The sequence below is a fragment of the Arthrobacter sp. ZGTC412 genome (assembly GCF_002929215.1).
Classification (GTDB): domain Bacteria; phylum Actinomycetota; class Actinomycetes; order Actinomycetales; family Micrococcaceae; genus Arthrobacter.
The window spans coordinates 55,360-76,195 of record NZ_PJII01000008.1 but is presented as its reverse complement, the minus strand read 5'-3'; the positions used below and the strand labels follow the sequence as shown (position 1 = coordinate 76,195).

Here is a 20,836-nt window from a genome sequence, read left to right as displayed (position 1 = left end):
GCCGGGAGGCGGCGCCCGCACCTTTGGCGTTTAAGACGCCGCTCCCCGCCCCTTCAGGAACGGACGACGGCGGGCGTCGGCTTCGAGGGCGGGCTAAGACGGCTCGTGGTTCTGTCCCTCGCGGGCCAGGGCGGTGAGGCGGGAGACAGCGCGGAAGTACTTTTTCATGTAGCCGCCCGTCATCATTTCCTCGGTGAACAACTTGTCAAAGGGAACTCCGCTGGCAAGGATCGGCACGTCCTTGTCGTAGAGCCGGTCAGCCAGCACCACGAACCGAAGTGCCACCGCCTGTTCGGTGATGGTACCCACATTGCGCCACACCACGCCGTCGATGCCGTCGATGAGTTGGCGGTAGCGGCTCGGGTGTACGCCGGCCAGGTGTGCGATGAGGGTGCTGAACTCGTCCTGCGCGACAGTTTTGCCGTCGAACTCCGCCTTCATGTGGGCCGGCAGTTCGCTGTTCTTCAAGGGCGACGGTGCGGCCGGAAGTCCGCGGTGGCGGAAGTCCTCGCCGTCGATGCGGATAACGTCGAACTGGTCAGCGAGGACCTGAATTTCGCGCTGGAAGTCCACTGCGGCGAACCTGCCGTCACCCAGCGAGCCCGGCAGCGTGTTGGAGGTGGCCGCCAGCTTCACGCCGGCGTCCGCGAGTTCGCGCATCAGGCGCGACATCAGCACGGTGTCGCCGGGATCATCGAGTTCAAATTCGTCAATGCAGACGAGCTTGTAACCGCTCAGTGCGTCCACGGTCTTGCGGAAGGACAGGGCGCCCACCAGGTTGGTGTACTCCACAAAGGTGCCGAAAGCCTTGGGACCGGGAGCCGCGTGCCAAAGAGAAGCCAGCAGGTGTGTCTTACCGACGCCGAACCCGCCGTCCAGGTAGATGCCCGCGCGGGACGTGTCCTTTTTGGCGAACAGCTTCTTGAACAGCCCGCCCCCGTCTCCGGCCCCGACGCCGGCGGCAAATCCCTCAAGTGCCCGGACGGCGTGAGCCTGGCTGGGCTGCTTGGGATCCGGGCGGTAACTCGCAAAAGAGACCTTGCCAAAGCGCGACGAGGGAAAGAAGCCCTTGAGGAGCTCATCCACCGATACTGACGGAGTTCGGGCGGCAAGCTGTTCGATCTGTACCAAGGTGGTCCGTTCTGCTGGTGGTTGGTCCCCAGAAAGGATACCGGCAACTAACCCCCGCCCCGGGTGGCGCAGTTCCCGGGACCCGGGGTGATGAAGGCAACATTTCGTCCTGTTAACGGAAAACGGACATCACCGGAGGCGGTGGCTAGGGTGGAAGGAGGTCCCCATGCCGGTCCCGCGGATCAGCCGTGTTCTCGATGAAAGGCAAAGATATGTCCTACCCAGTTGAACAAAACGAGAAGTTTGCCGCCTACGCCCACCCCGAGCGCCTGGTTTTCACCGGATGGCTTGCTGCCGCCATTGACAACGGCGCAGTGGCCAGCGGCCAGCTGGTGGTGGTGGAGTCTGACGAAGACGTCCTCCTGTACGAAACCGGGCATATCCCCGGCGCCGTAAAAATCGACTGGCACACCGACCTGAATGACGAAGTCACCCGCGACTACGTGGATGGTGCCGCGTTTGCCGAACTGGCGGCGTCGAAGGGTATTTCGCGGGACAGCACGGTGGTCATTTACGGGGATAAGTCCAACTGGTGGGCTGCCTACGCGCTGTGGGTCTTCACCCTCTTCGGCCACCAGGACGTGCGGCTGCTCGACGGCGGCCGGGACAAATGGATTGCCGAGGGCAGGGACCTCACCACGGAAAAGCCGGCACCCGCCAGGGGTGACTACCCCGTTGTCGAGCGCGACGATGCTCCGATCCGAGCTTTCAAGGACGACGTCCTGGCCCACCTGGGCAAGCCGCTCATCGACGTCCGCTCCCCCGAGGAATACACCGGCCAGCGCACCCACATGCCCGCCTACCCCGAGGAAGGTGCGTTGCGCGGCGGACACATCCCCACTGCTGCATCCATCCCCTGGGCACGGGCAGCCGCGCCCGATGGAACCTACCGGAGCCGCGAGGAACTCGAAGCCCTCTACCTCGGCGAGGCGGGCCTGAGCGAAGGCGACGACGTGGTGGCCTACTGCCGCATCGGTGAGCGCTCCAGCCACACCTGGTTCGCCCTGAAGTACCTCCTCGGCTTCGATTCCGTCCGCAACTACGACGGTTCGTGGACCGAATGGGGCAACGCAGTGCGCGTGCCCATCGCGAAGGGTGCTGAACGGGGTTCCTTTCCCGTTGCCCTCGGAGTCTGACGAGGCCTGACCAGCTGTACCTGCGTAGACTTGGAATGATGACTACTCAAGCATTGCCTTCGGCCCTTGCGGCCATCGTGGACGACTTCCAGGCCTTGACAGAGCCCGAGCGGCTGCAGCTGCTGCTCGAGTTCTCTCAGGGGCTGCCTGAACTGCCCGAACGGCTCAAGGACCACCCCGAGTTGCTCGAACAGGTAGTGGAGTGCCAGTCGCCGCTGTTCCTGACCATCGAGACGGAGAAGGCCGGCAGCCCGGCCGGCGCAGTCCGGCTCTTCTTCAAGGCTCCCCCGGAGGCCCCCACCACGCGCGGTTTCGCCGGCGTGCTGCATGAGGGCCTGGACGGGCTGTCCGCTGAAGAGATCCTCTCGGTGCCGGACGACATGCCTGAGCTGCTGGGCCTTACCCGTGCCATCACGCCACTGCGGATGAGGGGAATGACGGCAATGCTGGGGAGGATCAAGCGCAAGGTTGCGGCCTCGTCCGCCGTGCGCTCCTAGCCCCCGCACAGGATCAATGGGACGCAAACACGCATCACAGGGAACTCCGGCCACCGCCGTGCTGGCGGCAGCCGGAGTTCCCTTTATGTTGCACCCCTACGCCCACGATCCCTCGGCGTCCAGTTACGGGACGGAGGCCGCCGAGGTCCTCGGTATCGATCCTTCGAAGGTCTTCAAGACGCTGATCGTCGAGGTGGAGGGCAGGCTGGCGGTGGGCATCGTACCCGTCAGCGGCACGCTGGACCTTAAGTCCTTTGCGGCAGCCTTGGGAAGCAAAAAAGCGACGATGGCGGATCCTGCCGCAGCCCAGCGACGCACCGGGTATGTACTGGGCGGCATCTCCCCGCTGGGCCAGCGGCTCCCCTCCCCCACCGTGCTGGACCGCAGCGCACTGGCGCTGGAGACGCTGTTGGTTTCGGGAGGCAAGCGCGGTTTGGACATCGAGCTTGCCCCCGCCGACCTCATCCGCCTCACCGGCGCCCTCACCGCACCCATCAGCTCGACGTCCGCATCGTAGGACGGCACCAATAGTCACGGACAATCCTCCTGCAGCAGGCCTATGATCGTTGCACCGGCGGTTCACTGGAGAAGCAGCGACGGCACTGGAAGGTCGCGGTCACCGTGGTCAAAAATCCGTTCAGGCACTCCCCGCGTGAACCCGGCGGGGACACCAAAAACAGCCACCACTCTTCGCGGCTCCGGCGCGAAGTTGCCGCCATAGCCAAGCCCTGCATGAGGGCGCTGTCCAGATGGACAACCCCATGCTGAAGACCCTGCTTTGCAAGACAAATCTGGGTCACCATTGGGTGGCCGAAGCGGACAGCGACGGCAACTTCAAGCGCCATTGCGTGAACTGCGGAAAAGTGGACCGGCACGGTGCCCGGTGGTCGGAACGCCTAACCGACCGCGACCGTTCGACCCATTCCAGCTACACGGACCCCTTCACTCCCCCGGACGGTCCTGGGAACTACTGAGCTGATCCTCCGGCGCTGCAGCGTCGGTTCCCTGCCTGATCCCGCCGGGGTTCAGCCTGGGCGCCAGTTGTTGCCGCAACCACGCCTTCACCACGCTCTCCCACCGTTCGGGATCAGCGTTCCATTCCTTGGTGTGCCGGGCGTGGTTGAAGGCCTCAAAGGTGACTATTTCCGGGTTGCGTTCCGCCAGGAGCGCCGAGGGCTTGTATGGCACGTACTCGTCGTCCACGCTGTGGATGATCAGGGTGGGCGTCCGCAGTTCCACTGCACGGGACACCCAGTCCATCGCCTTGAGGTCCACCGGAGCGGACAGGCCCGTGAGCCGCCGGCCCAGCGGGTGCCCCAGCATAAGCTGCCCGTATCGGCCCACCAGAGACGGGATCCTGTTCAGCTGTGCATGGTGGGCGAGGACAGTCACCCAGTCGATGACCGGCGCATCCAGCACCATGGCCCGGATCAGGTTCCGGTAGCGCGACAGGTCGGCAGCCTGCAGGCAAATGGCGCCGCCCATTGACCAGCCGAACAGCACGATCTCCTCGGCTCCGTTGGCCAGGGCGTATTCAATGGCCGCTTCGATGTCGCGCCACTCCGTAGAGCCCAGGCCGTACCGCCCGTCGTCCGCCGACGGCGCAAGTCCGTCGTTGCGGTAGGACACCAGGAGACTGGTCAGTCCAAGCTCAAGGGCGGGTCCGACGGCGCGCAGCGCCTCCTGCCTGCTGGCGCCGCGTCCGTGCACCATCACCGCCCACGTCCGTGCCGTGCCGCCGGCGCGGACCAGCCATGCGGGCGCCTGTCCCCGGTCTACGTCGATCAACACATCCTCTGCAGGGATTCCGACGGCGGCCGGGTCCGGGTAGACGGCGCCGCTCCACCAGCCCCAGCGCGCCTGGCTGAGGTCCCCCGAGTAGACAGCTTCGACCTCCCGTGCCACCGTCCGTTCAGCTGGAGAATACGAGACAATGCGGCCGATCCGCGCGTGCCCCTTTCCGCCGTCGAAAAAGAACCCATACACCCCGTCCACCGTGGTGTCGTCATTGGCCGCAAGGATCACCTGTTGTTGGTGGCCGTCCCGGATCACGGCCAGGACTTCCTGGTCTGCCGTGCGTTGCCGGGCGGGGGTGATAACGCGGCGGGCAAAATAGACAGCCAGCGCCGACGACCCCGTGGCCAGCAGCCCGGTCAGGGCGCCGCCGCCGATGGCCCCGCCGATGGCCCATTTCGCGCGGAGGGACAAACCGGCACCCGAATCTGGAGTGGGCGGGACCGAAGCAGGGCGGGTGCGTTGGAAAAGTGCCATGGAACTATTCTTACCGCCCTGGCACCGCGAGTCCGTATTTCCCGCGGCCCGTTGGGGAATGCCCTCTGACTCAAGGAGTGCAGCGCACCCACCGCCGGACTAGGCTAAGGCCATGAGTGATCCCATCGTCATCCTGACCGAAGAACCTTTGGGGGCGGACGACCGCCTGAACATCGAGCGCCTGGTGGACGGAGCAGATACCCGGCTCGTGGTGCTGGTCCCGGCTAACACCGAGCGGCATCTGCTGGTGGACTTCCTGGAGAACCTTTCCTTGCTGGACATCGCGAAAGCATTCCGGGAGCTGACCGCCCATGCTCCGGATCCGGCTACGGAGCGGGCAGAGGCGGCGGAAACCCTTGCGGTCTCGCTGGCGGCGCTGGCCGGACTCGGTGCGGGCGTCACCGGAGAGGTGGTGGACGGCGGGGCCGTGCAAGGCTTGGTGTCAAAGGTCAAGGAGACTGGCGCTTCGCAGGCCGTGGTGATCACCAGGCCTCACGCAGTGGCAGACACCTTCCACACTGACTGGGCCAACAAGGCCCAGGACCAACTTGGCCTCCCCGTCCTTCACCTGTACGCAGGTTCGGGATTTATCGGCGACTCCTGAGCGTTGACAAGGCTATGAGCATCTTCGGAAACAACATCCTGGGTAACAACAGCATCTTCGGAAACAAGGCTGCGGATCCTGCTCCTGAGGCTCCCGAGGCCGAACCGAGCGTTCACAAGAGCGACGCCGAGTGGCGGCAGGAGCTGACACCGGAGGAATACCATGTGCTCCGGCAGTCCGGGACCGAGCGCCCCTACACGGGCGAATACTGGGACACCCATACAGCCGGCGTCTATCAGTGCCGGGCGTGCGGGGCGGAACTGTTCACCAGCAATGAGAAGTTCGATTCGCACTGCGGCTGGCCCTCTTTCTTTGCCCCACTGGCTGACGGCACAGTGCGGTACATTCACGACCGGACCCTGGGCATGGAGCGGGTGGAGGTCCGGTGCGCCACCTGTGATTCCCACCTGGGACACGTGTTCGACGGCGAGGGGTACGGAACGCCCACTGACCAGCGCTACTGCATCAACTCCGTCTCACTGAAACTCGTTCCGCGCGAGGACCCGCAGGTCAGTGCGCCGGAGACAGAGGCCTGAGGGTCCGGGAACGCTGGAGCTACACCCAGTCCAAAGCGCCCCGAGCACAAGGTCTTCTTATGCTAAGGGACTTTTCACATTAGTCCTACTGATTGCTTGCTACGCTCGCCGTAGATGGCAAGCAACCAGAAAGGCAGCCGACGATGACCGAAACACTGATCACCGCTTCGACCGGAATAACCTCGGAGAACCAGGACTGGCTCCGGCTCAAAGCTGCGGCCTCGTCCCTGCAGTCCTTGCAGGTGAAGGACGGTTCCATTCCCGACCCCGGCGCCCACGAAGAAGCATCCCGGTACGTGGCCGAAATCGTGGAAGCCGTCCGCGCCCTCGTCCCGGCCTTTCCGCATGACGTCCCCTACCTGGACGCCGTCTGCGCAGACTTTTCCGCCTGGGCAACCAACGGCTTCATCGTCCCCGATTTCCTGTCGTCGCTCCTGGCCTTCCAGCCGCAGGAACAGCGCAGGGACGGCCTCCAGCACCTGGTGGTCTTCCCGATGTACACGCAGAACGGCAGCAGCAGCCGGCTGGTTGAGGCAGTCCTGATCGAGGTGATCTGGCCGGAGTTCATCGCCGGACTGGAGGCCGGGGAATACTCAAACAAGCTGTTTGTCCCCATCCGCTTCCTCGACTTCACAGCCGGCTACGACACCAACTCCGCAGTGTTGTTCCCCGAAACGGTCGCCGTCAGGGAGACCCCCACCTTCACATGGGGAGCGATCTTTGCAGACCGCGAGGCTGCCCGCTTCCGCCGCGTGCTGAAGGCAGCCGCCGAGACCACCCGCCTGGAACTTCCCGAAGGCGCAGCAGAACTCCTGGCGGACCAGGACCTGACGGAGGCCACCTTCGTGATGTGGGACCTCATCCACGACCGGACGCACATGCGCGGCGACCTGCCGTTCGATCCGTTTATGATCAAGCAGCGGATGCCCTTTTTCCTGTACTCCCTCGAAGAGCTGCGCTGCGACCTGACGGCCTTCCGCGAGTCCGTCCGGATCGAGAAGGACGAAGACGCCGATCCGGAAACCCGGCGCCACGCCAAGCTGGTGCAGTACGCCATCATCTTCGACCGGATTTTCCGCTTTTCCATCACGGGCAGCCGGGTCCGCAACTACGACGGACTGGGTGGCCAGCTCCTGTTCGCTTGGCTGCACCAGCAGCACGTCCTGCACTGGACCGACACGCGGCTCACCATTGACTGGGACGAAGTAGCCGACGCCGTTATCGCGCTGGGTGCAAGCATCGACGAGTTGTACTGGCGGTCCATCGACCGGCCGAAAACTGCGCACTGGCTGGCCGCTTACCAGCTGATCTCCGCTACCGTTACTCCCAACCCGGCTTCCGCCTGGGCGAAGGGCCCCGATGCGCTGGCGCTGGCTGGTCCGCCGCGCGGCCTGACGGACCAGGTGCTGGATGATGAATTCCCGCTGTCCATGTTCTATGAAGCACTGGAGAAAAAGATGCGCCCTGTTATTGAGTCGACTGCAGGAATCACCGGAGCTTCTGCCCTGTGACCGAAGAACCGGTGGCAGAGGAATCAGCGCCTGGGGCAGCGGGGATTTCGGCGCCGAGGCTAAACATCCTGGTGACCGGCGGCAGCGGAGCATCCGGAATCGCTGTCGCCCGGGCCCTTCGTGGGGTCGGCCATCGGGTGTTCACCGTCGGTTCGGACCAGGCACGGATCGACGCCGCGGCCAAAGAAGCGGGCGACGGCGTGACGGGCCTTGTGTGCGACCTGGCCCAACTGGAGGACGTGCGGCAGTTGCGGGCGGACGTGTCCGCATCCGGCGGGACCGTTGACGGCGTCATCCACCTGGTGGGCGGCTGGCGCGGTGCCAAAGGCATCGCAGACCAGACCGACGAGGACTGGGATTTCCTGGAACGCGGCGCCATCACCACGCTCAGGAACGTGTCGCGCACCTTCTTTGACGATATTGCCGGATCGCCCTGCGGCCGGTTTTCGATGGTGTCCTCCACCGCCGTCGACAAGCCGACCGCGGCCTCGGCCAGCTATGTCGCCGCCAAGGCCGCGGCCGAGGCCTGGACCATGGCAATGGCGGACGGCTTCCGCCGGGCCGCGGCGGCAAACGGGGCAGCCTCAAACGAGGCTGGCGACGCGAGTGACGGCGCCGGGAACAGAAGTGCCGGCAACAACGACGGCGGGACCAAGAGCGCCGGGGAGGCGGCCGCCGTCGTCCTGGTGGTGAAAGCCCTCGTGGACGATGCGATGCGACGGAACCACCCGGACCGAAAATTCCCCGGCGCAACTGACGTCGAAGACCTGGCACGCGCCGTCGTCGGACTTTTTGATACAGAGGCCATCGGGCTGAACGGCAGCCGGCTCCTGCTGGCGCCCTGACTGTCCCGTTCGTGACTGTTCGGTGCCCGGACAGTATCTAGACTGAAAGCGTGAGCAAAGCCATGACAACAACAGCAGAAGCTGCCGCCGGAACCCGGCAACTGCACGATCCGAACATCAGGGGATTCGCCTCGGACAACTACTCGGGGGTACATCCGGAGGTCCTCGCGGCCCTGGCTGCGGCCAACGACGGCCACCAGGTCTCCTACGGCGAGGATGATTACACTGCCAGGCTGCAGGAACTGATGGAGGAACACTTCGGGCCCGGCATAGAGTGCTTTCCCGTCTTCAACGGAACCGGCGCCAACGTTCTGTCGCTGCAGTCGTTGCTCCCCCGCTGGGGCGCCGTGGTGTGTGCCTCCACTGCCCACATCAACATGGACGAGAACGGTGCGCCTGAACGCATTGGCGGCATCAAGCTCCTGCACGTCCCCACTCCGGACGGCAAGCTCACGCCCGAACTGATCGACCGGGAGGCCTGGGGCTGGGGCGACGAGCACCGCGCCCAGCCGCTCGCGGTTTCCATCACCCAGACCACCGAGCTCGGAACCTGCTACACGCCGGAAGAAGTGCGGGCCATCGCGGACCACGCACATTCCAAGGGCATGAAGCTCCACATGGACGGCGCCCGGCTGGCCAACGCGGCAGCCCACCTTCAGGTCCCACTGCGGGCGTTTACCCGCGACGCCGGCGTGGACATCCTTTCCTTCGGCGGCACCAAGAACGGGCTGCTGTTCGGTGAAGTGGTGGTGGCACTGAACCCGGAGGCGGCGCACGGGCTGGTGTACCTGCGGAAGATGAACATGCAGCTCGCGTCGAAGATGCGATTTATGTCGGCGCAGTTCATCGCCCTCCTCGAAGGCGACCTCTGGCTGCGGTCCGCCTCCCACGCCAACGCCATGGCCACCAGGCTCCGCACCGCCGTCGACACCATTGACGGTGTGCAGCCGACGCAGAAAACCGAGTCCAACGGCGTCTTTGCCATCCTGCCCGCAGGCGTGGCGGACAGGCTTCGGAAATCCTTCCGCTTCTACGACTGGAACGAGGCCGCCGGGGAAGTCCGGTGGATGTGTTCCTTCGACACCACCGAGGAGGACATCGATGCCTTTGTGGCAGCAATCCGCCATGAGCTTCGCGCTTACGGCAGCGGGCAGTCCAGCTAGACGGCGCGTGGTGACGGCGAGCCTTCCCGCCGTCCCCGGCCCGGTTGCGTAACCTGCGAAGGTGAACGCACTTGACAAGGTTCCCCCGGAATTTCTCCACGCCTTGGGAACACTCAGGAAAGCCCGGTGCCGCGGGGAACTCCACCTGGCGGAGATCCCCGCGCCGGCACGCCTGGCGCCCTTCGCCGTCGCGCTGGGCGCGGAGGTACTGGCACCGGGGCCCGGCACGGCCGCCACTCCCCTGCACGGCCCGGCAGCGATGGCGCTGGCAGCCGCGTCAGGAACACCGGACGACGACGAAACAGAGTTGGCAACGGGCCGCTTCATCCTGCTCCACGACCCCGAAGGCTCCGCAGTGTGGGACGGGGAGTTCCGCATCGTCACCTACATCCGGGCCCAGCTGGAGCCGGAGATGGGCAACGACGAGATGCTGGGAACCGTGGCATGGACCTGGCTCGTTGAGGCGCTCGAGAACCACAAAGCCCCCTACCGTGCGGCCGGCGGCACGGCCACCAGGGTCCTGTCCGAAAGCTTTGGAACACTTGCGGAACGGCCAGGGTCCATCGACATCGAACTTCGCGCGTCCTGGACTCCGGCCACCTCGGACGTGACAGCCCACCTCGAAGCCTGGTCTGACATGGTGTGCACCTTTGCAGGCCTGCCGCCCCTCCCGGACGGCGTCACCCCGCTCCCGAACCGGCGCCGGAACTAGCGGCGTGGCACGCAGCATGGCTCGTGGCCGTCCCGGCGCGGCCCGGACGGCAGTCCGTTACCGGCCGGCCGGTAAACTAAGGGCATCATGACCCCTAACATTCCGGAAAACACCACGGCCGGCGTTCCGGCTGCTGATACCGCACCCCACATCACGGTGGAAGGCTTTGACAGCCCTATCCCCGAAATCATTGAGCTCGATTCGCCCCGCGACGGCGTTCCATTGGTCATCGAAACGCAAGCCGGGCTGGAGCGGTGCGCAGCTGCGATCGCTGCAGGCACCGGACCTGCGGGCGTGGACGCAGAACGCGCCTCCGGCTTCCGCTACGGACAGCGTGCCTTCCTCGTCCAGATCCGCCGCGAGGGGGCAGGGACGTGGCTGATCGATCCCGAGCCCTTCGACAATCTGGACATCATCAACGACGCCCTGCGCGGCGTTGAGTGGATCCTGCATGCGGCCAGCCAGGACCTGCCTTGCCTGTCCGAACTCGGCATGTGGCCGGACAAGCTCTTTGACACCGAACTGGCAGCCCGCCTGGCGGGCCTCCCGAGGGTTGGCCTCGCCGCCGTTATTGAGCAATTGCTGGGGTTTGGGCTCGCCAAGGAACACTCGGCCGCTGACTGGTCCACGCGGCCCCTTCCCGAGCCGTGGCTGCGGTACGCCGCATTGGACGTTGAAGTCCTGACGGAGCTGCGGGAAGAACTTATTGAACTCCTGGAAGCCGACGGCAAGCTGGAGTACGCCGAGCAGGAATTTGCCGCGATCCTGGGCGCGGGACTCGCTCCGCCGCGGGTTGATCCTTGGCGGAAAACGTCCGGCCTCCACCAGATCCGCGACCGGCGGCAGCTGGCTGCTGTCCGGGAGCTCTGGCTGGAACGCGACTCCCTGGCCCAGAAGCGGGACGTGGCCCCGGGAAGGCTGATCCCGGATTCGGCTTTGGTGGCTGCGGCGAAGGCAATGCCGTCCACCGTGCCCCAACTGCTCGGTACCAAGGGCTTCCATGGGCGGGCGGCGCAGCGGGAGGCCCCCCGGTGGCTGCGCTGCGTCGCGGCGGCCCGGGACCTGGAGGAGCTTCCGCCGCTGCACCTGGCCACCAATGCCCCGCCTCCGCCGCGGGTCTGGGCCGACCGTGACCCGGAGGCTGCCGCCCGGCTGGCCACCGCCCGGCCACTGCTGCAGGAAAGGGCCGATCAGCTGAACCTCCCCCTCGAGAACCTGCTGACTCCCGACTACCTGCGCAGGGTGGCATGGCGGCCCCCTGCCGAGATCAGCGAAGCATCGGTGGGTGCGGAACTTCGTGCGCTCGGCGCACGGCAGTGGCAGGTGGAACTGGCGGCGCCCCTCATCACGGACGCGTTCCTTAACCCGCAGCCGCTGCCGCCCAAGGAACCCAAGGCTGACGTGGCTGTTGCCGGACAGTAGGCACTGAAACAAACAAGTACGTGAGTGCTGACGCCTGCCGGGATCCACGTCTCGGCTCAATAATCCACCTCTTGCAGCTTAAGTTACTCGCGAGTAACATCGGAAGTATTGCCGTTCAGCTGCCTGCCGCCCTGCGGCATGCACTGACGCCTACGTCTCGATGAGGAGTTACACGTGAGCCACAACGGAAGCAGCGCGTCCAACCGCACTGTCCGGGACGTCGTTTTTGTCGACGGCCTCCGCACGCCCTTCGGCCGGGCAGGAGAAAAGGGCATCTATGCCGGCACCCGGGCCGATGACCTGATAGTGAAGTGCCTTCGCGAGCTGCTGCGCCGGAATCCGTCGCTGCCGCCCGCGCGCATTGACGAGGTGGCCATTGCGGCCACCACCCAAAGCGGTGACCAGGGCCTGACGCTCGGCCGGACGGCAGCCCTCCTGGCCGGGCTCCCCAGGACTGTTCCAGGCTTCGCGATTGACCGCATGTGCGCCGGGGCCATGACCGCCGTCACCTCCACCGCCGGGGGCATCGGTTTTGGCGCCTACGACGTGGTGATAGCCGGCGGCGTTGAGCACATGGGCAACCACCCGATGGGCTCGGGAGCGGACCCCAACCCGCGGTTTATGTCTGAACGGCTGGTCGATCCTGCAGCGCTCAACATGGGGAACACCGCCGAGAACCTGCACGACCGTTTTCCCTCCATCACGAAGAAACGGACTGATGCCTACGCGGTGGCGTCGCAGCGGAAATTTGATGAAGCCCGCAGCAAGGGCCGGATCCAGCAGGACCTGGTGCCCGTAGCGACCCTGAAGCCCGGCCAGGGCTGGACCCTCAATACCGTGGACGAGCCGCCCCGGCCGGGCACCACCATGGCGGACCTTGCCACCCTCCGCACACCGTTCCGGTCCCACGGCCGTGTCACAGCAGGAAACGCCGCAGGTTTGAACGACGGCGCCACCGCAGCCATCCTGGCATCGGCCGAAACCGCAATCGAGCTCGGGCTGCCCGTCCGCATGCGCCTGGTCAGCTACGCCTACGCCGGAGTCGAGCCCGAGGTAATGGGCATCGGCCCCGTTCCCGCCACGGAGAAGGCCCTGAAAAACGCAGGGCTCTCCATCGAGGACATCGGCCTGTTCGAAATTAACGAAGCCTTTGCCGTCCAGGTACTGAGCTTCCTGGAACACTTCGGCATCGCCGACGACGATCCCCGGGTCAACCGCTACGGCGGAGCCATTGCCGTGGGCCACCCGCTCGCCTCCTCGGGAGTGCGGCTGATGAACCAGCTCGCCCGGCAGTTCGAGGAGGACCCTTCCGTGCGGTATGGCATCACCACCATGTGCGTGGGACTGGGAATGGGTGCCACCGTCATTTGGGAGAACCCGTACCACGCCGACTACAGCGGGGCCCGGCAAGGGGAATCCGCCGCAACCACCGCAACCGTTTCCGAAGGAGCAGCATGAGCGCCGTAGATTTCACCCAGCTTGCCGTCCTCTTCCCCAACGAAACCGTGACTCATTCCTACGTCCAGGACATAGAACTCCCGGCTCCAGCCGGACAGGGAAGTCCCGGCACGTTCGCCCTCATCACGCTGGACAACGGCCTGGACCACTCCAAACCCACCACTTTGGGGCCCAACACCCTGGTGGAACTTGGCACCGTGCTCGAGGAACTCCGGGAGCGGGCCCAGCGCGGCGAAATCGTAGGAGTGGGCGTCACTGGTAAGCCGTACTACCTGGTGGCCGGCGCTGACCTTTCCACGGTCAAGACCCTGGACAAACGCGAGCATGGATTGTGGATGGCCCAGCTGGGCCACGATGTCTACAGCACTTTGGCCAACCTGGGCGTGCCAAGTTTCGCCTTTATCAACGGTGCAGCGCTCGGCGGCGGCCTGGAGATTGCCCTGCAGTCCACCTATCGAACAGTGTCCACAGGAGCCGGCGCGCTGGCGTTGCCGGAGGCGTTCATCGGCCTGGTGCCGGGCTGGGGCGGAGTGTATATCCTGCCGCGCCTTATCGGTCCGGAAAATGCCGTGAAGGTCATGATCGAAAACCCCTTGAGCAACAACCGGACGCTGACCGGCCCCCAGGCCTTCGAACTCGGCATCGCCGACGCCATGTTCGAGCCGGCGGACTTCCTGGAGCAGTCCCTTGCCTGGGCCGCGAAAGTCATCACGGGCGAAACGACGGCGGAACGTGCCAACGCCGTCGCCCCCGCCGATCCGGACACAGCAACACGGTGGGCCGCCGCCGTATCTGCCGGGCGGGCGCTGGTGGAAGCCAAAACGTCCAACGCGGCACCCGCCCCGGCCAAGGTCCTGGACATCCTCGAGGGCAACCGCACCATGACCCAGGCCGAGTCCGCTGCGCTCGAATGCGAAACCCTCGCAGAACTGATGCAGACCGACGAATTCCGTGCCACCGTGTACGCCTTCCTGGATCTGGTCCAAAAGCGGTCCAAGCGTCCGGCAGGCGCTCCGGACCGCAAGCTGGCGCGTCCGGTCACCAAGGTGGGCGTTGTGGGCGCCGGCCTGATGGCGAGCCAGCTGGCGCTGCTCTTCGCCCGCCAGCTCAAGGTGCCCGTGGTGATGACAGACATCGACCAGGCCCGGGTGGACAAAGGCGTGGGCTACGTCCACGCCGAAGTGGACAAGCTGCTGGGCAAAAAACGGATCAGCCAGGACGCCGCCAACCGCACGAAGGCGCTGGTGACGGGTTCGGTATCCAAGGACGTGTTCGCCGACGCCGACTTCGTGATCGAAGCCGTCTTCGAGGAGCTGAACGTCAAGAAGCAGGTGTTTGCCGAGCTGGAGGCGATCGTTACCCCGGAATGCATCCTGGCCACCAACACGTCCTCGCTGTCCGTGACGGCCATGGCCGAGGACCTGAAGCACCCGGAACGGCTGGTGGGCTTCCACTTCTTCAACCCGGTGGCTGTGATGCCGCTGCTGGAGATTGTCCGCGCCCCAAGGACCGACGACGCGGTGCTGGCCACGGCCTTTGAGCTCGCAAAGGCCCTGAAAAAGACAGGCGTGCTGGTCAAGGATGCCGCTGCGTTCGTGGTCAACCGGATCCTGCTGCGGCTCATGGGCGAAGTCACAGCCGCCTTTGATGAAGGCACCCCCGCTGAAGTGGCGGACGACGCCCTGCGCCCGATGGGCCTGCCGATGACCCCCTTCACCCTCGGCGCCATGGTGGGACTCCCCGTGGCCCAGCATGTCCAGGAGTCGCTGCATGCCGCCTTCGGTGAACGGTTTACGGTATCCGCCAACCTGCAGAAACTGATCGATAACGGCGTGAAGAGCCTGTGGGCTCGCGGCGGGGACGGCCAGCAGGAGATCCCGCAGTCCACGTTGTCGCTGATGTCCTTCGGGACCAATCCCTCCAGCTCGGAGGAAGTTCTGCGGCGCACCCAGGATGCCCTCGCAGAGGAAATTGGCCTGATGCTGGAAGAAGGGGTGGTGGCCGGACCGGAAGACATCGACCTCTGCATGATCCTTGGTGCCGGCTGGCCGATGTTCCTGGGCGGCATCACCCCGTACCTGGATCGGGTTGGCGCCTCGGAGCGGGTCAACGGCAAGCGGTTCCTCCCGCCCGGGGTTGCCTCCCGCCCGGCAGGCCAGCCCGCCGGCGTCTAACTGCGTGCCCTCCACGGGCAAACGCAGAAGGGCTTCGTCCATACTTCCGGACGGAGCCCTTTTGCACGCAGGCGCCGATGTCAGTTGCCCAGCAGCCGCCCGCCGTCGAGCGCTAACAGGCGGTCCGCCACCGAACGCGCGTAGGGCACGTCATGGGTGACCAGGACGACGGCGGCGCCGGCCGCTGCTGCGGAACGGACCGCGGTGTCCAGCACAGCAAGGCCATTTCCGTCCAGGGCAACCGTGGGCTCGTCCAGAGCCAGGACGGCCGGCCGTCGGGCAAGGACCGTGGCCAGCGCCAGTAGCCGCTGGCCGGAGGCGGGCAACTCGGCCGGGTGGCCGTGCGCGGCTTCAGCCAAGCCCACGGCCGCCAAGGCGGCGGCGGTTCTGTCGGCCGCCTCGTCGGCGCCGAACCTCCGGTCCAAACCGAACCGGACCTCCCGGGCAGCAGTCCGTTCGAAGAGCTGGTCGCGCGGGTTCTGGAAAAGCAGTCCCACGGAAGCAGCCACCTCGCCGACGGGCACGCGGGCAATGTCCTTCCCGTTGAGGAGAACGCTGCCCGATGTGGGCCGCAGCAATCCGTTGAGATGGCGCAGGAGCGTGGATTTACCCGCGCCGTTGGCTCCGGTGACGGCGACGATCTCCCCCGGCAAGAGCACCAGGTCAATCCCCAACAGCACCGTGTTGAGCTCATGCCCGCTGGCACCGCGGGTGGCCGCCTTGGCCTTCCTGCCGCGGCCCGGGTTGCCGTGGTATCCGAAGGCCACACCCCGGAGCTCCAAGATGGGCTCGGCAGCAGCCTGAGCACCCCATGTTGCGCTGCCCCGTGCCGGCATTCTCGACTTCGGCTCAGGGCCGGGCCGCCGGATCGCGGCCGGCAAACATTCGGGCGCCGCGTGCAGGTCCTCCGGCGTGCCGCTGGCCGTCACCGTGCCGCCGTCGAGGACTATCCACCAGTCGGCCTCAAGCAGCGCCCCGTCGATCGCCTGGCTGAGGACGACGACGGCGGTGCCGCCGGCCAAGAGCCTGCGCAGCAGGAACGCCAGTTCATCCGTCCCGGCTGCGTCAAGGGAGGCAAGAGGCTCGTCCAGGACCAGGACGGCCGGCTCCGCGATGACCGCACAGCCAATGGCCAGGCGCCGCAGTTGCCCGCCGGAAAGGGTGCCAGGGTGGCGGTCCAGCAGCCGGTTCAGTCCGAGCAGGTCCGCGGTGCGCTTCACGGCTGCCTTCATGGCGGCCCGGTCCACGCCAGCGTTTTCGAGGCCGAAAGCCAGTTCTTCGGCCACGGTGGCCCTGACCGTGGACAAGGCGCTTGAGGCGTCCTGCGGGACGAACCCCACCTGTACACCCCATTGGGCAGGGTTGATTCGGGGATCGTCGGCGCTTCCGTTGAAGTGGAGCCTGGTCCCCGCAAGTTCGAGGTGCCCGTGCAGGCTTCCTCTTGTCCCGGGTGACAGCCAGCCCGCGAGGAGCCGGCCCAGCGTGGACTTGCCGCTTCCGGACCCGCCAAGGATCACTGTGAGGGTTCCGGGCGCAAAGGAGAGGTCTACGTCGCGAAGGACGGGCGAGTCCTCCTCGTGGAACGTAAAGCTCCTGATTCCTGCGCTGAGGGCAGTGGAGGGATGCACCTAGCCGCCCGCCTGCCACAGCCGGGCCGCCACCGCAACCACCGCGGCCAGTAGCAGGAAAGTGCGCAGCAACCGCTCAAGGGGCCGGTCCGGCACTTCCCGGTAGCTGGTGCGGGGGCCAGTGCTGCCGAAGCCGCGGGCATCGAGCGCGGAGCCGCGGGTTCCGGCTTCCTCCACCAGCGCCGACACCAGGGGAACGGCCTGCAGCCGGAAAGCTGCCATCCGGTGCAGCAGGCCACGGCGGATGACGAGCCCGCGCGCTTCCTGGGCCTGCCTGATGCGTTGCAGCCGGGACGCGGCGGCAGGCATCAGGGTCAGGGTGGACGCCAGCACGAAGGCGACCCGGCCCTGGATGCCTTTCGCGGGCAACGCTGCCACCAGGTCGGGAACGTTGACGCTGAAGGAGAACACCAGGAGGGCCAGGACGGCTGCCGAGAGCTGCGCTGCCCGCTGGAGTGCAAAGGAAAGCCCTTCAGTGGTGACGCGCGCGGGGCCCCACTGGGCCAGCACGGAAACCCCTTCCGGGAAAAACAGGCCGTGCAGGACCAGCAGCGACAAACACAGCGGCACCAGGACGGCAGCGGCCGCGGGCAGCAGCGGGCGGAGCGTGCCGCCCAAAGCCGAGAGACCCACCGCGGCCGCGATCACTGCGAGGGACAGCGGCCAGCTCGCGGCCGCCGTCGTAATGACCGCCGTACTGCCGGCAACGGCGAGGGAGGTCAGTGGATGCAGTCGCATGGGCAGGTGGTCAGGAGCCCTGTTCAGGCGCCTTGCCCGCCAGCACGCGGTGCCGCCGGACGAACGGGAACTGCAGGCTGGCGCGGCGGGGCAGGGCGTAGACCAGCACGGCAACGGCAGCGAACACGATGGCCTTGTCCATGGGGTCGGAGATGAGGGCCTGCTTGGTGATGGCGGCCAGGAGGGTGTCCCCCATGGAACGGAAGGCGCTGACGATGGCTCCGGTGGCCACGCCGGACGTGCCGCCGAAGACGAAGGCCGCCACCGGGGCCGATACCACTCCGCCGATGATGCCGGTAAGGAATCCGGCGACGGGGGCCAGGTAGAAACGGCGGAAGAGTCCGTAACGGGCAGCCAGGCCTGCGAGGCAGCCGATCAGTGCCGCGCCGGCGGCGAATGGCAGAACGGTGGGGTTGAAGAAGGACCAGACGATGCTGCTCAACGCGCCGGTTGCTGCGCCGGCCGCCGGGCCGGCGAGGACAGCAATCAGTACCGTACCGATGGCGTCGAGGTAGAACGGGACCAGGGTGCTGCCTACGAACTGGCCGAGCACGATGTTCAGCACCAGGGCAACAGGGATCAGCACCATGGTTGATGTCGGCAGGGTAGGAAGGACAGCGACGACGAGCAGGATGGCGCCTACAAGGAAACCGGACAGGGCAATCAGGGCCGAGGCGCTTCCGGGGCCGCCGGTGATGTCTGCAGGCTGGTTGAGGACGAGGTAGATGTAAGTGCCGGCGATGGCCAGGGCACCGAGGATTTCCAGTACGCGGCGTTTACGGGCGGCGGCCGGTGCCGGGGACGGCAGCGTCAGGGAGGGCGATGACATGGAGTTCCTTCGGGGTGCGCACGGCCGGCCCGGGAATCCGGGGCCGGAATGGAACGCTGCTTATGTCACCTCGGCAGCTGCCGCCAGGCAGCTGCGCCTGTCCGGTCCGCCGACTATTCTACCGCGGCTGCCCGGGCGGCCCGCGAAGGGTTCGGGGAGCGCTCAGCCGACGCGTCGGGCCAGGCTCCCGACGGCGTCCACCAGCTCGCGGAAGGCAGCTTCCGGATAGTTGGCGGACACCACCCGGGCGTTCGGCGGCTGGCCCCAGAGGCCGCGGAAGTCCGCAACGGTGGTGCCAATCAGCATCTTTGAGCCGGTTTCGACGTCAACTGTGGCGGGACGCGAATCGAAGCCGAGGGTGCCGGCTGCGACGCCGGCGGCGAAGTAGTCGTGGACGTGGGCCAGGTAGCCCTGGTCGTAGCGGCGGTGGAACTCGAAGTAGAACCGCAGCGCATCGGACAGGTGCCGGACCAGGGTGTTGTCGGACGTGCTGCGCTGGCCCTCCGGCTGTTCGGACAGCACCAGTTCGGGAACCTTCGCCCCGGACGCCTCTGCCAGCTGCCGGACATGTACGGGGTGCAGCTCCATCCGCTCTGTGGTATCCAGGGAGCAGACGATGGGGAGCTTCTCCAGCGGCATGCCCTGGAAAGCGGCATAGACTTCCTTGGCCGCGTGCGGGTCCACGTGCGTGTTCCACTCTGCGGTGGGCGTTGTATTGCCCTGGTGATAGAAGCTGCCGCCCATAATCACCACCTTGGCCAGTAGCTCCGGCAGTTGCGGCTCCTGCCGCAGTGCCAGCGCAAAGTTGGTCAGGGGTGCGGTGATGAGGGCGGTCAGCTCCCCCGGCCGGGCCCGGGCGTGTTCCACCCACAGGTCGACGGCGTTGCGCGCCGACACACTGCCGGCCGGTTCCGGCAGGACCGCGTAACCGAGGCCTTGGGGGCCGTGCGTTTCGGGGGTGGTCAGCAGTGGTATGGCCAGCGGTTCGCGGGCACCGATGGCCACTTCCACCCCATGGCGGCCACACAGTTCCAGCAGTGCCAGGGTGTTGCGCGCCACCTGGTCAACATCAACGTTTCCCGGAGTGGAGGTGACGGAGACGAACTCCGTGTCCGGCAGGGCGGCGAGGTAGGCGAGGGCCAGGGCGTCGTCAATGCCCGTGTCCACGTCCAGCAGGAAGGCGGTCATGGCGCTCCTAAAACAGGGCCACCTTGGGAACGGCCGGGAAGATGCTGTCCAGCTCTGCGAGATCCTTGTCCGAGGGCAGCCAGTCCGCTGATTCCGCGTTTTGGCGGACCTGTTCCGGCCTGGTGGCGCCGGCAATGACGCTCGCCACGGACGGCTGGGCTGCCAGCCAGGAGAAAGCCACCTGGCTTTCGTTCAGTCCGCGTTCCCCTGCAAAGCTGCTGAACCTGTCCAGCTGGTCCCAGTCGGCGTCGTGGACCAGGTGCTTGCGGGTGTGGCTGAGCCTGGAACCTTCCGGGGCGTGGCCGGGCGAGTACTTCCCGGTCAGCAGCCCGTTGGCGAGGGGGAAGTACGGCAGGACGCCCAGCCCGAACTCCTCTGCGGCCGGCGTCACCTCAAGCTCGGCGCGGCGGTCCAGGAGGTTGTAGTGGTTCTGGGTGGAGATGAAGCGGGCACTGCCGAGTTCGCGGGCCACGTACTCGGCCTGGGCGATCTGCCAGCCGGCCCGGTTGGAATGCCCGATGTACCGGACCTTGCCGCTCGTGACGAGGGTATCCAGTGCGGACAGTGTTTCGTCGATGGGGGTCAGCGGATCCGGGGTGTGGAACTGGTAAAGGTCGATCCAGTCGGTGCCCAGCCTCCGCAGCGAGGCCTCCACGGCCTGCATGATGTAGCGTCGCGAGCCGCGGGCGCCGAAGTCCGGTCCATTGGCGCCCTTCATGTCCATACCGAACTTGGTGGCCACAACGACGTCGGCCCGCCTGTTGCCAAGGGCCTTGCCGAGCATCGTTTCGCTCAGTCCGGGTTCCCGGCCGTAGGTGTCCGCAACATCGAACAGGGTGATTCCGGCGTTGACCGCTGCATGGACGACGGCGTCGGTGGCCTCCTGCGACTCGGTGACGGTATTGGCACGACCCAGGTTATTGCAGCCCAGGCCGACCGTGGAGACGGTGAGGCCGGACTTTCCGACGCGGCGGTAGGTGGTCACGGACGCTC

General features: G+C 66.3%; 19 protein-coding genes. 12 read left to right on the top strand and 7 right to left on the bottom strand.

Annotated elements, in window-relative coordinates:
* Positions 1-93 precede the first annotated feature (93 nt).
* On the bottom strand, positions 94-1,131 hold the full coding sequence (gene zapE, locus CXQ88_RS11450) for a cell division protein ZapE (RefSeq protein ID WP_104044299.1): 1,038 nt from the start codon (positions 1,129-1,131) through the stop codon (positions 94-96).
* Positions 1,132-1,343: 212 nt separating this feature from the next.
* On the opposite strand from zapE, the gene CXQ88_RS11445 reads away from it, so the two are divergent.
* The 3 genes from CXQ88_RS11445 to ybaK are packed head-to-tail and all read left to right on the top strand — an operon-like array spanning position 1,344 to position 3,281.
* On the top strand, positions 1,344-2,267 hold the full coding sequence (locus CXQ88_RS11445; RefSeq protein WP_104044298.1) for a sulfurtransferase: 924 nt from the start codon (positions 1,344-1,346) through the stop codon (positions 2,265-2,267).
* A 38-nt stretch (positions 2,268-2,305) separates the two neighbouring features.
* Positions 2,306-2,764: a SufE family protein gene (locus tag CXQ88_RS11440; protein WP_181037478.1), complete on the top strand. Its 459-nt coding sequence runs from the start codon at positions 2,306-2,308 to the stop codon at positions 2,762-2,764.
* 16 nt (positions 2,765-2,780) lie between these two features.
* Positions 2,781-3,281, top strand: a complete 501-nt coding sequence (ybaK, locus tag CXQ88_RS11435) for a Cys-tRNA(Pro) deacylase (protein ID WP_104044296.1) — start codon at positions 2,781-2,783, stop codon at positions 3,279-3,281.
* A 425-nt stretch (positions 3,282-3,706) separates the two neighbouring features.
* Here ybaK and CXQ88_RS11430 read toward each other — a convergent pair whose 3' ends face one another.
* Positions 3,707-5,035: an alpha/beta hydrolase family protein gene (locus CXQ88_RS11430; protein ID WP_104044295.1), complete on the bottom strand. Its 1,329-nt coding sequence runs from the start codon at positions 5,033-5,035 to the stop codon at positions 3,707-3,709.
* A gap of 112 nt (positions 5,036-5,147) precedes the next feature.
* Here CXQ88_RS11430 and CXQ88_RS11425 point away from each other — a divergent pair, with 112 nt between their 5' ends.
* The 9 genes from CXQ88_RS11425 (at position 5,148) to CXQ88_RS11385 (ending at position 15,460) form a co-directional block, all read left to right on the top strand.
* Positions 5,148-5,639, top strand: a complete 492-nt coding sequence (locus CXQ88_RS11425; RefSeq protein WP_104044294.1) for a hypothetical protein — start codon at positions 5,148-5,150, stop codon at positions 5,637-5,639.
* Positions 5,640-5,653: 14 nt separating this feature from the next.
* On the top strand, positions 5,654-6,175 hold the full coding sequence (msrB, locus tag CXQ88_RS11420; RefSeq protein ID WP_104044293.1) for a peptide-methionine (R)-S-oxide reductase MsrB: 522 nt from the start codon (positions 5,654-5,656) through the stop codon (positions 6,173-6,175).
* 143 nt (positions 6,176-6,318) lie between these two features.
* Positions 6,319-7,686, top strand: a complete 1,368-nt coding sequence (locus CXQ88_RS11415) for a DUF6421 family protein (protein ID WP_104044292.1) — start codon at positions 6,319-6,321, stop codon at positions 7,684-7,686.
* A 44-nt stretch (positions 7,687-7,730) separates the two neighbouring features.
* Entirely contained in the window at positions 7,731-8,531 is an 801-nt protein-coding gene (locus CXQ88_RS11410) for an SDR family oxidoreductase (RefSeq protein ID WP_104044368.1), read from the top strand.
* Positions 8,532-8,593: 62 nt separating this feature from the next.
* Positions 8,594-9,694 (top strand): threonine aldolase family protein, encoded by a 1,101-nt coding sequence (locus CXQ88_RS11405; RefSeq protein WP_104044367.1) that lies wholly within the window; start codon positions 8,594-8,596, stop codon positions 9,692-9,694.
* A 61-nt stretch (positions 9,695-9,755) separates the two neighbouring features.
* Positions 9,756-10,406 (top strand): DUF3000 domain-containing protein, encoded by a 651-nt coding sequence (locus CXQ88_RS11400; RefSeq protein ID WP_104044291.1) that lies wholly within the window; start codon positions 9,756-9,758, stop codon positions 10,404-10,406.
* Positions 10,407-10,493: 87 nt separating this feature from the next.
* Positions 10,494-11,828 (top strand): HRDC domain-containing protein, encoded by a 1,335-nt coding sequence (locus tag CXQ88_RS11395; RefSeq protein ID WP_104044290.1) that lies wholly within the window; start codon positions 10,494-10,496, stop codon positions 11,826-11,828.
* 174 nt (positions 11,829-12,002) lie between these two features.
* Positions 12,003-13,286, top strand: coding sequence for a thiolase family protein (locus CXQ88_RS11390; protein ID WP_104044289.1), 1,284 nt, complete (start codon positions 12,003-12,005; stop codon positions 13,284-13,286).
* A complete protein-coding gene (locus tag CXQ88_RS11385) occupies positions 13,283-15,460 on the top strand; it encodes a 3-hydroxyacyl-CoA dehydrogenase NAD-binding domain-containing protein (RefSeq protein WP_104044288.1) in 2,178 nt (725 codons plus the stop codon). Before CXQ88_RS11390 ends, CXQ88_RS11385 begins: the two co-directional genes overlap by 4 nt.
* An 80-nt stretch (positions 15,461-15,540) precedes the next feature.
* Here CXQ88_RS11385 and CXQ88_RS11380 read toward each other — a convergent pair whose 3' ends face one another.
* The 5 genes from CXQ88_RS11380 to CXQ88_RS11360 form a co-directional block, all read right to left on the bottom strand.
* Entirely contained in the window at positions 15,541-17,088 is a 1,548-nt protein-coding gene (locus CXQ88_RS11380) for an ABC transporter ATP-binding protein (RefSeq protein ID WP_104044287.1), read from the bottom strand.
* Positions 17,089-17,826, bottom strand: a complete 738-nt coding sequence (locus CXQ88_RS11375) for an energy-coupling factor transporter transmembrane component T (RefSeq protein ID WP_104044286.1) — start codon at positions 17,824-17,826, stop codon at positions 17,089-17,091.
* A 10-nt stretch (positions 17,827-17,836) separates the two neighbouring features.
* On the bottom strand, positions 17,837-18,655 hold the full coding sequence (locus CXQ88_RS11370; protein ID WP_104044285.1) for a glycosyl transferase family 9: 819 nt from the start codon (positions 18,653-18,655) through the stop codon (positions 17,837-17,839).
* Between the two features lie 162 nt (positions 18,656-18,817).
* Complete coding sequence (locus tag CXQ88_RS11365) at positions 18,818-19,843, bottom strand: nucleoside hydrolase (RefSeq protein WP_104044284.1); 1,026 nt, start codon at positions 19,841-19,843, stop codon at positions 18,818-18,820.
* Between the two features lie 7 nt (positions 19,844-19,850).
* On the bottom strand, positions 19,851-20,828 hold the full coding sequence (locus tag CXQ88_RS11360) for an aldo/keto reductase (protein ID WP_104044283.1): 978 nt from the start codon (positions 20,826-20,828) through the stop codon (positions 19,851-19,853).
* Positions 20,829-20,836 lie beyond the last annotated feature (8 nt).

What these genes read in the sequence shown, in the direction of transcription:
- CXQ88_RS11395 (WP_104044290.1), top strand. Translation starts at nt 10,494, where the DNA reads ATGACCCCTAACATTCCGGAAAACACCACGGCCGGCGTTCCGGCTGCT.
- CXQ88_RS11440 (WP_181037478.1), top strand. Translation starts at nt 2,306, where the DNA reads ATGACTACTCAAGCATTGCCTTCGGCCCTTGCGGCCATCGTGGACGAC.
- ybaK (WP_104044296.1), top strand. Translation starts at nt 2,781, where the DNA reads ATGGGACGCAAACACGCATCACAGGGAACTCCGGCCACCGCCGTGCTG.
- CXQ88_RS11385 (WP_104044288.1), top strand. Translation starts at nt 13,283, where the DNA reads ATGAGCGCCGTAGATTTCACCCAGCTTGCCGTCCTCTTCCCCAACGAA.
- msrB (WP_104044293.1), top strand. Translation starts at nt 5,654, where the DNA reads ATGAGCATCTTCGGAAACAACATCCTGGGTAACAACAGCATCTTCGGA.
- CXQ88_RS11405 (WP_104044367.1), top strand. Translation starts at nt 8,594, where the DNA reads ATGACAACAACAGCAGAAGCTGCCGCCGGAACCCGGCAACTGCACGAT.
- CXQ88_RS11425 (WP_104044294.1), top strand. Translation starts at nt 5,148, where the DNA reads ATGAGTGATCCCATCGTCATCCTGACCGAAGAACCTTTGGGGGCGGAC.
- CXQ88_RS11375 (WP_104044286.1), bottom strand. Translation starts at nt 17,826, where the DNA reads ATGCGACTGCATCCACTGACCTCCCTCGCCGTTGCCGGCAGTACGGCG.
- CXQ88_RS11365 (WP_104044284.1), bottom strand. Translation starts at nt 19,843, where the DNA reads ATGACCGCCTTCCTGCTGGACGTGGACACGGGCATTGACGACGCCCTG.
- CXQ88_RS11430 (WP_104044295.1), bottom strand. Translation starts at nt 5,035, where the DNA reads ATGGCACTTTTCCAACGCACCCGCCCTGCTTCGGTCCCGCCCACTCCA.
- CXQ88_RS11415 (WP_104044292.1), top strand. Translation starts at nt 6,319, where the DNA reads ATGACCGAAACACTGATCACCGCTTCGACCGGAATAACCTCGGAGAAC.
- CXQ88_RS11445 (WP_104044298.1), top strand. Translation starts at nt 1,344, where the DNA reads ATGTCCTACCCAGTTGAACAAAACGAGAAGTTTGCCGCCTACGCCCAC.
- CXQ88_RS11370 (WP_104044285.1), bottom strand. Translation starts at nt 18,655, where the DNA reads ATGTCATCGCCCTCCCTGACGCTGCCGTCCCCGGCACCGGCCGCCGCC.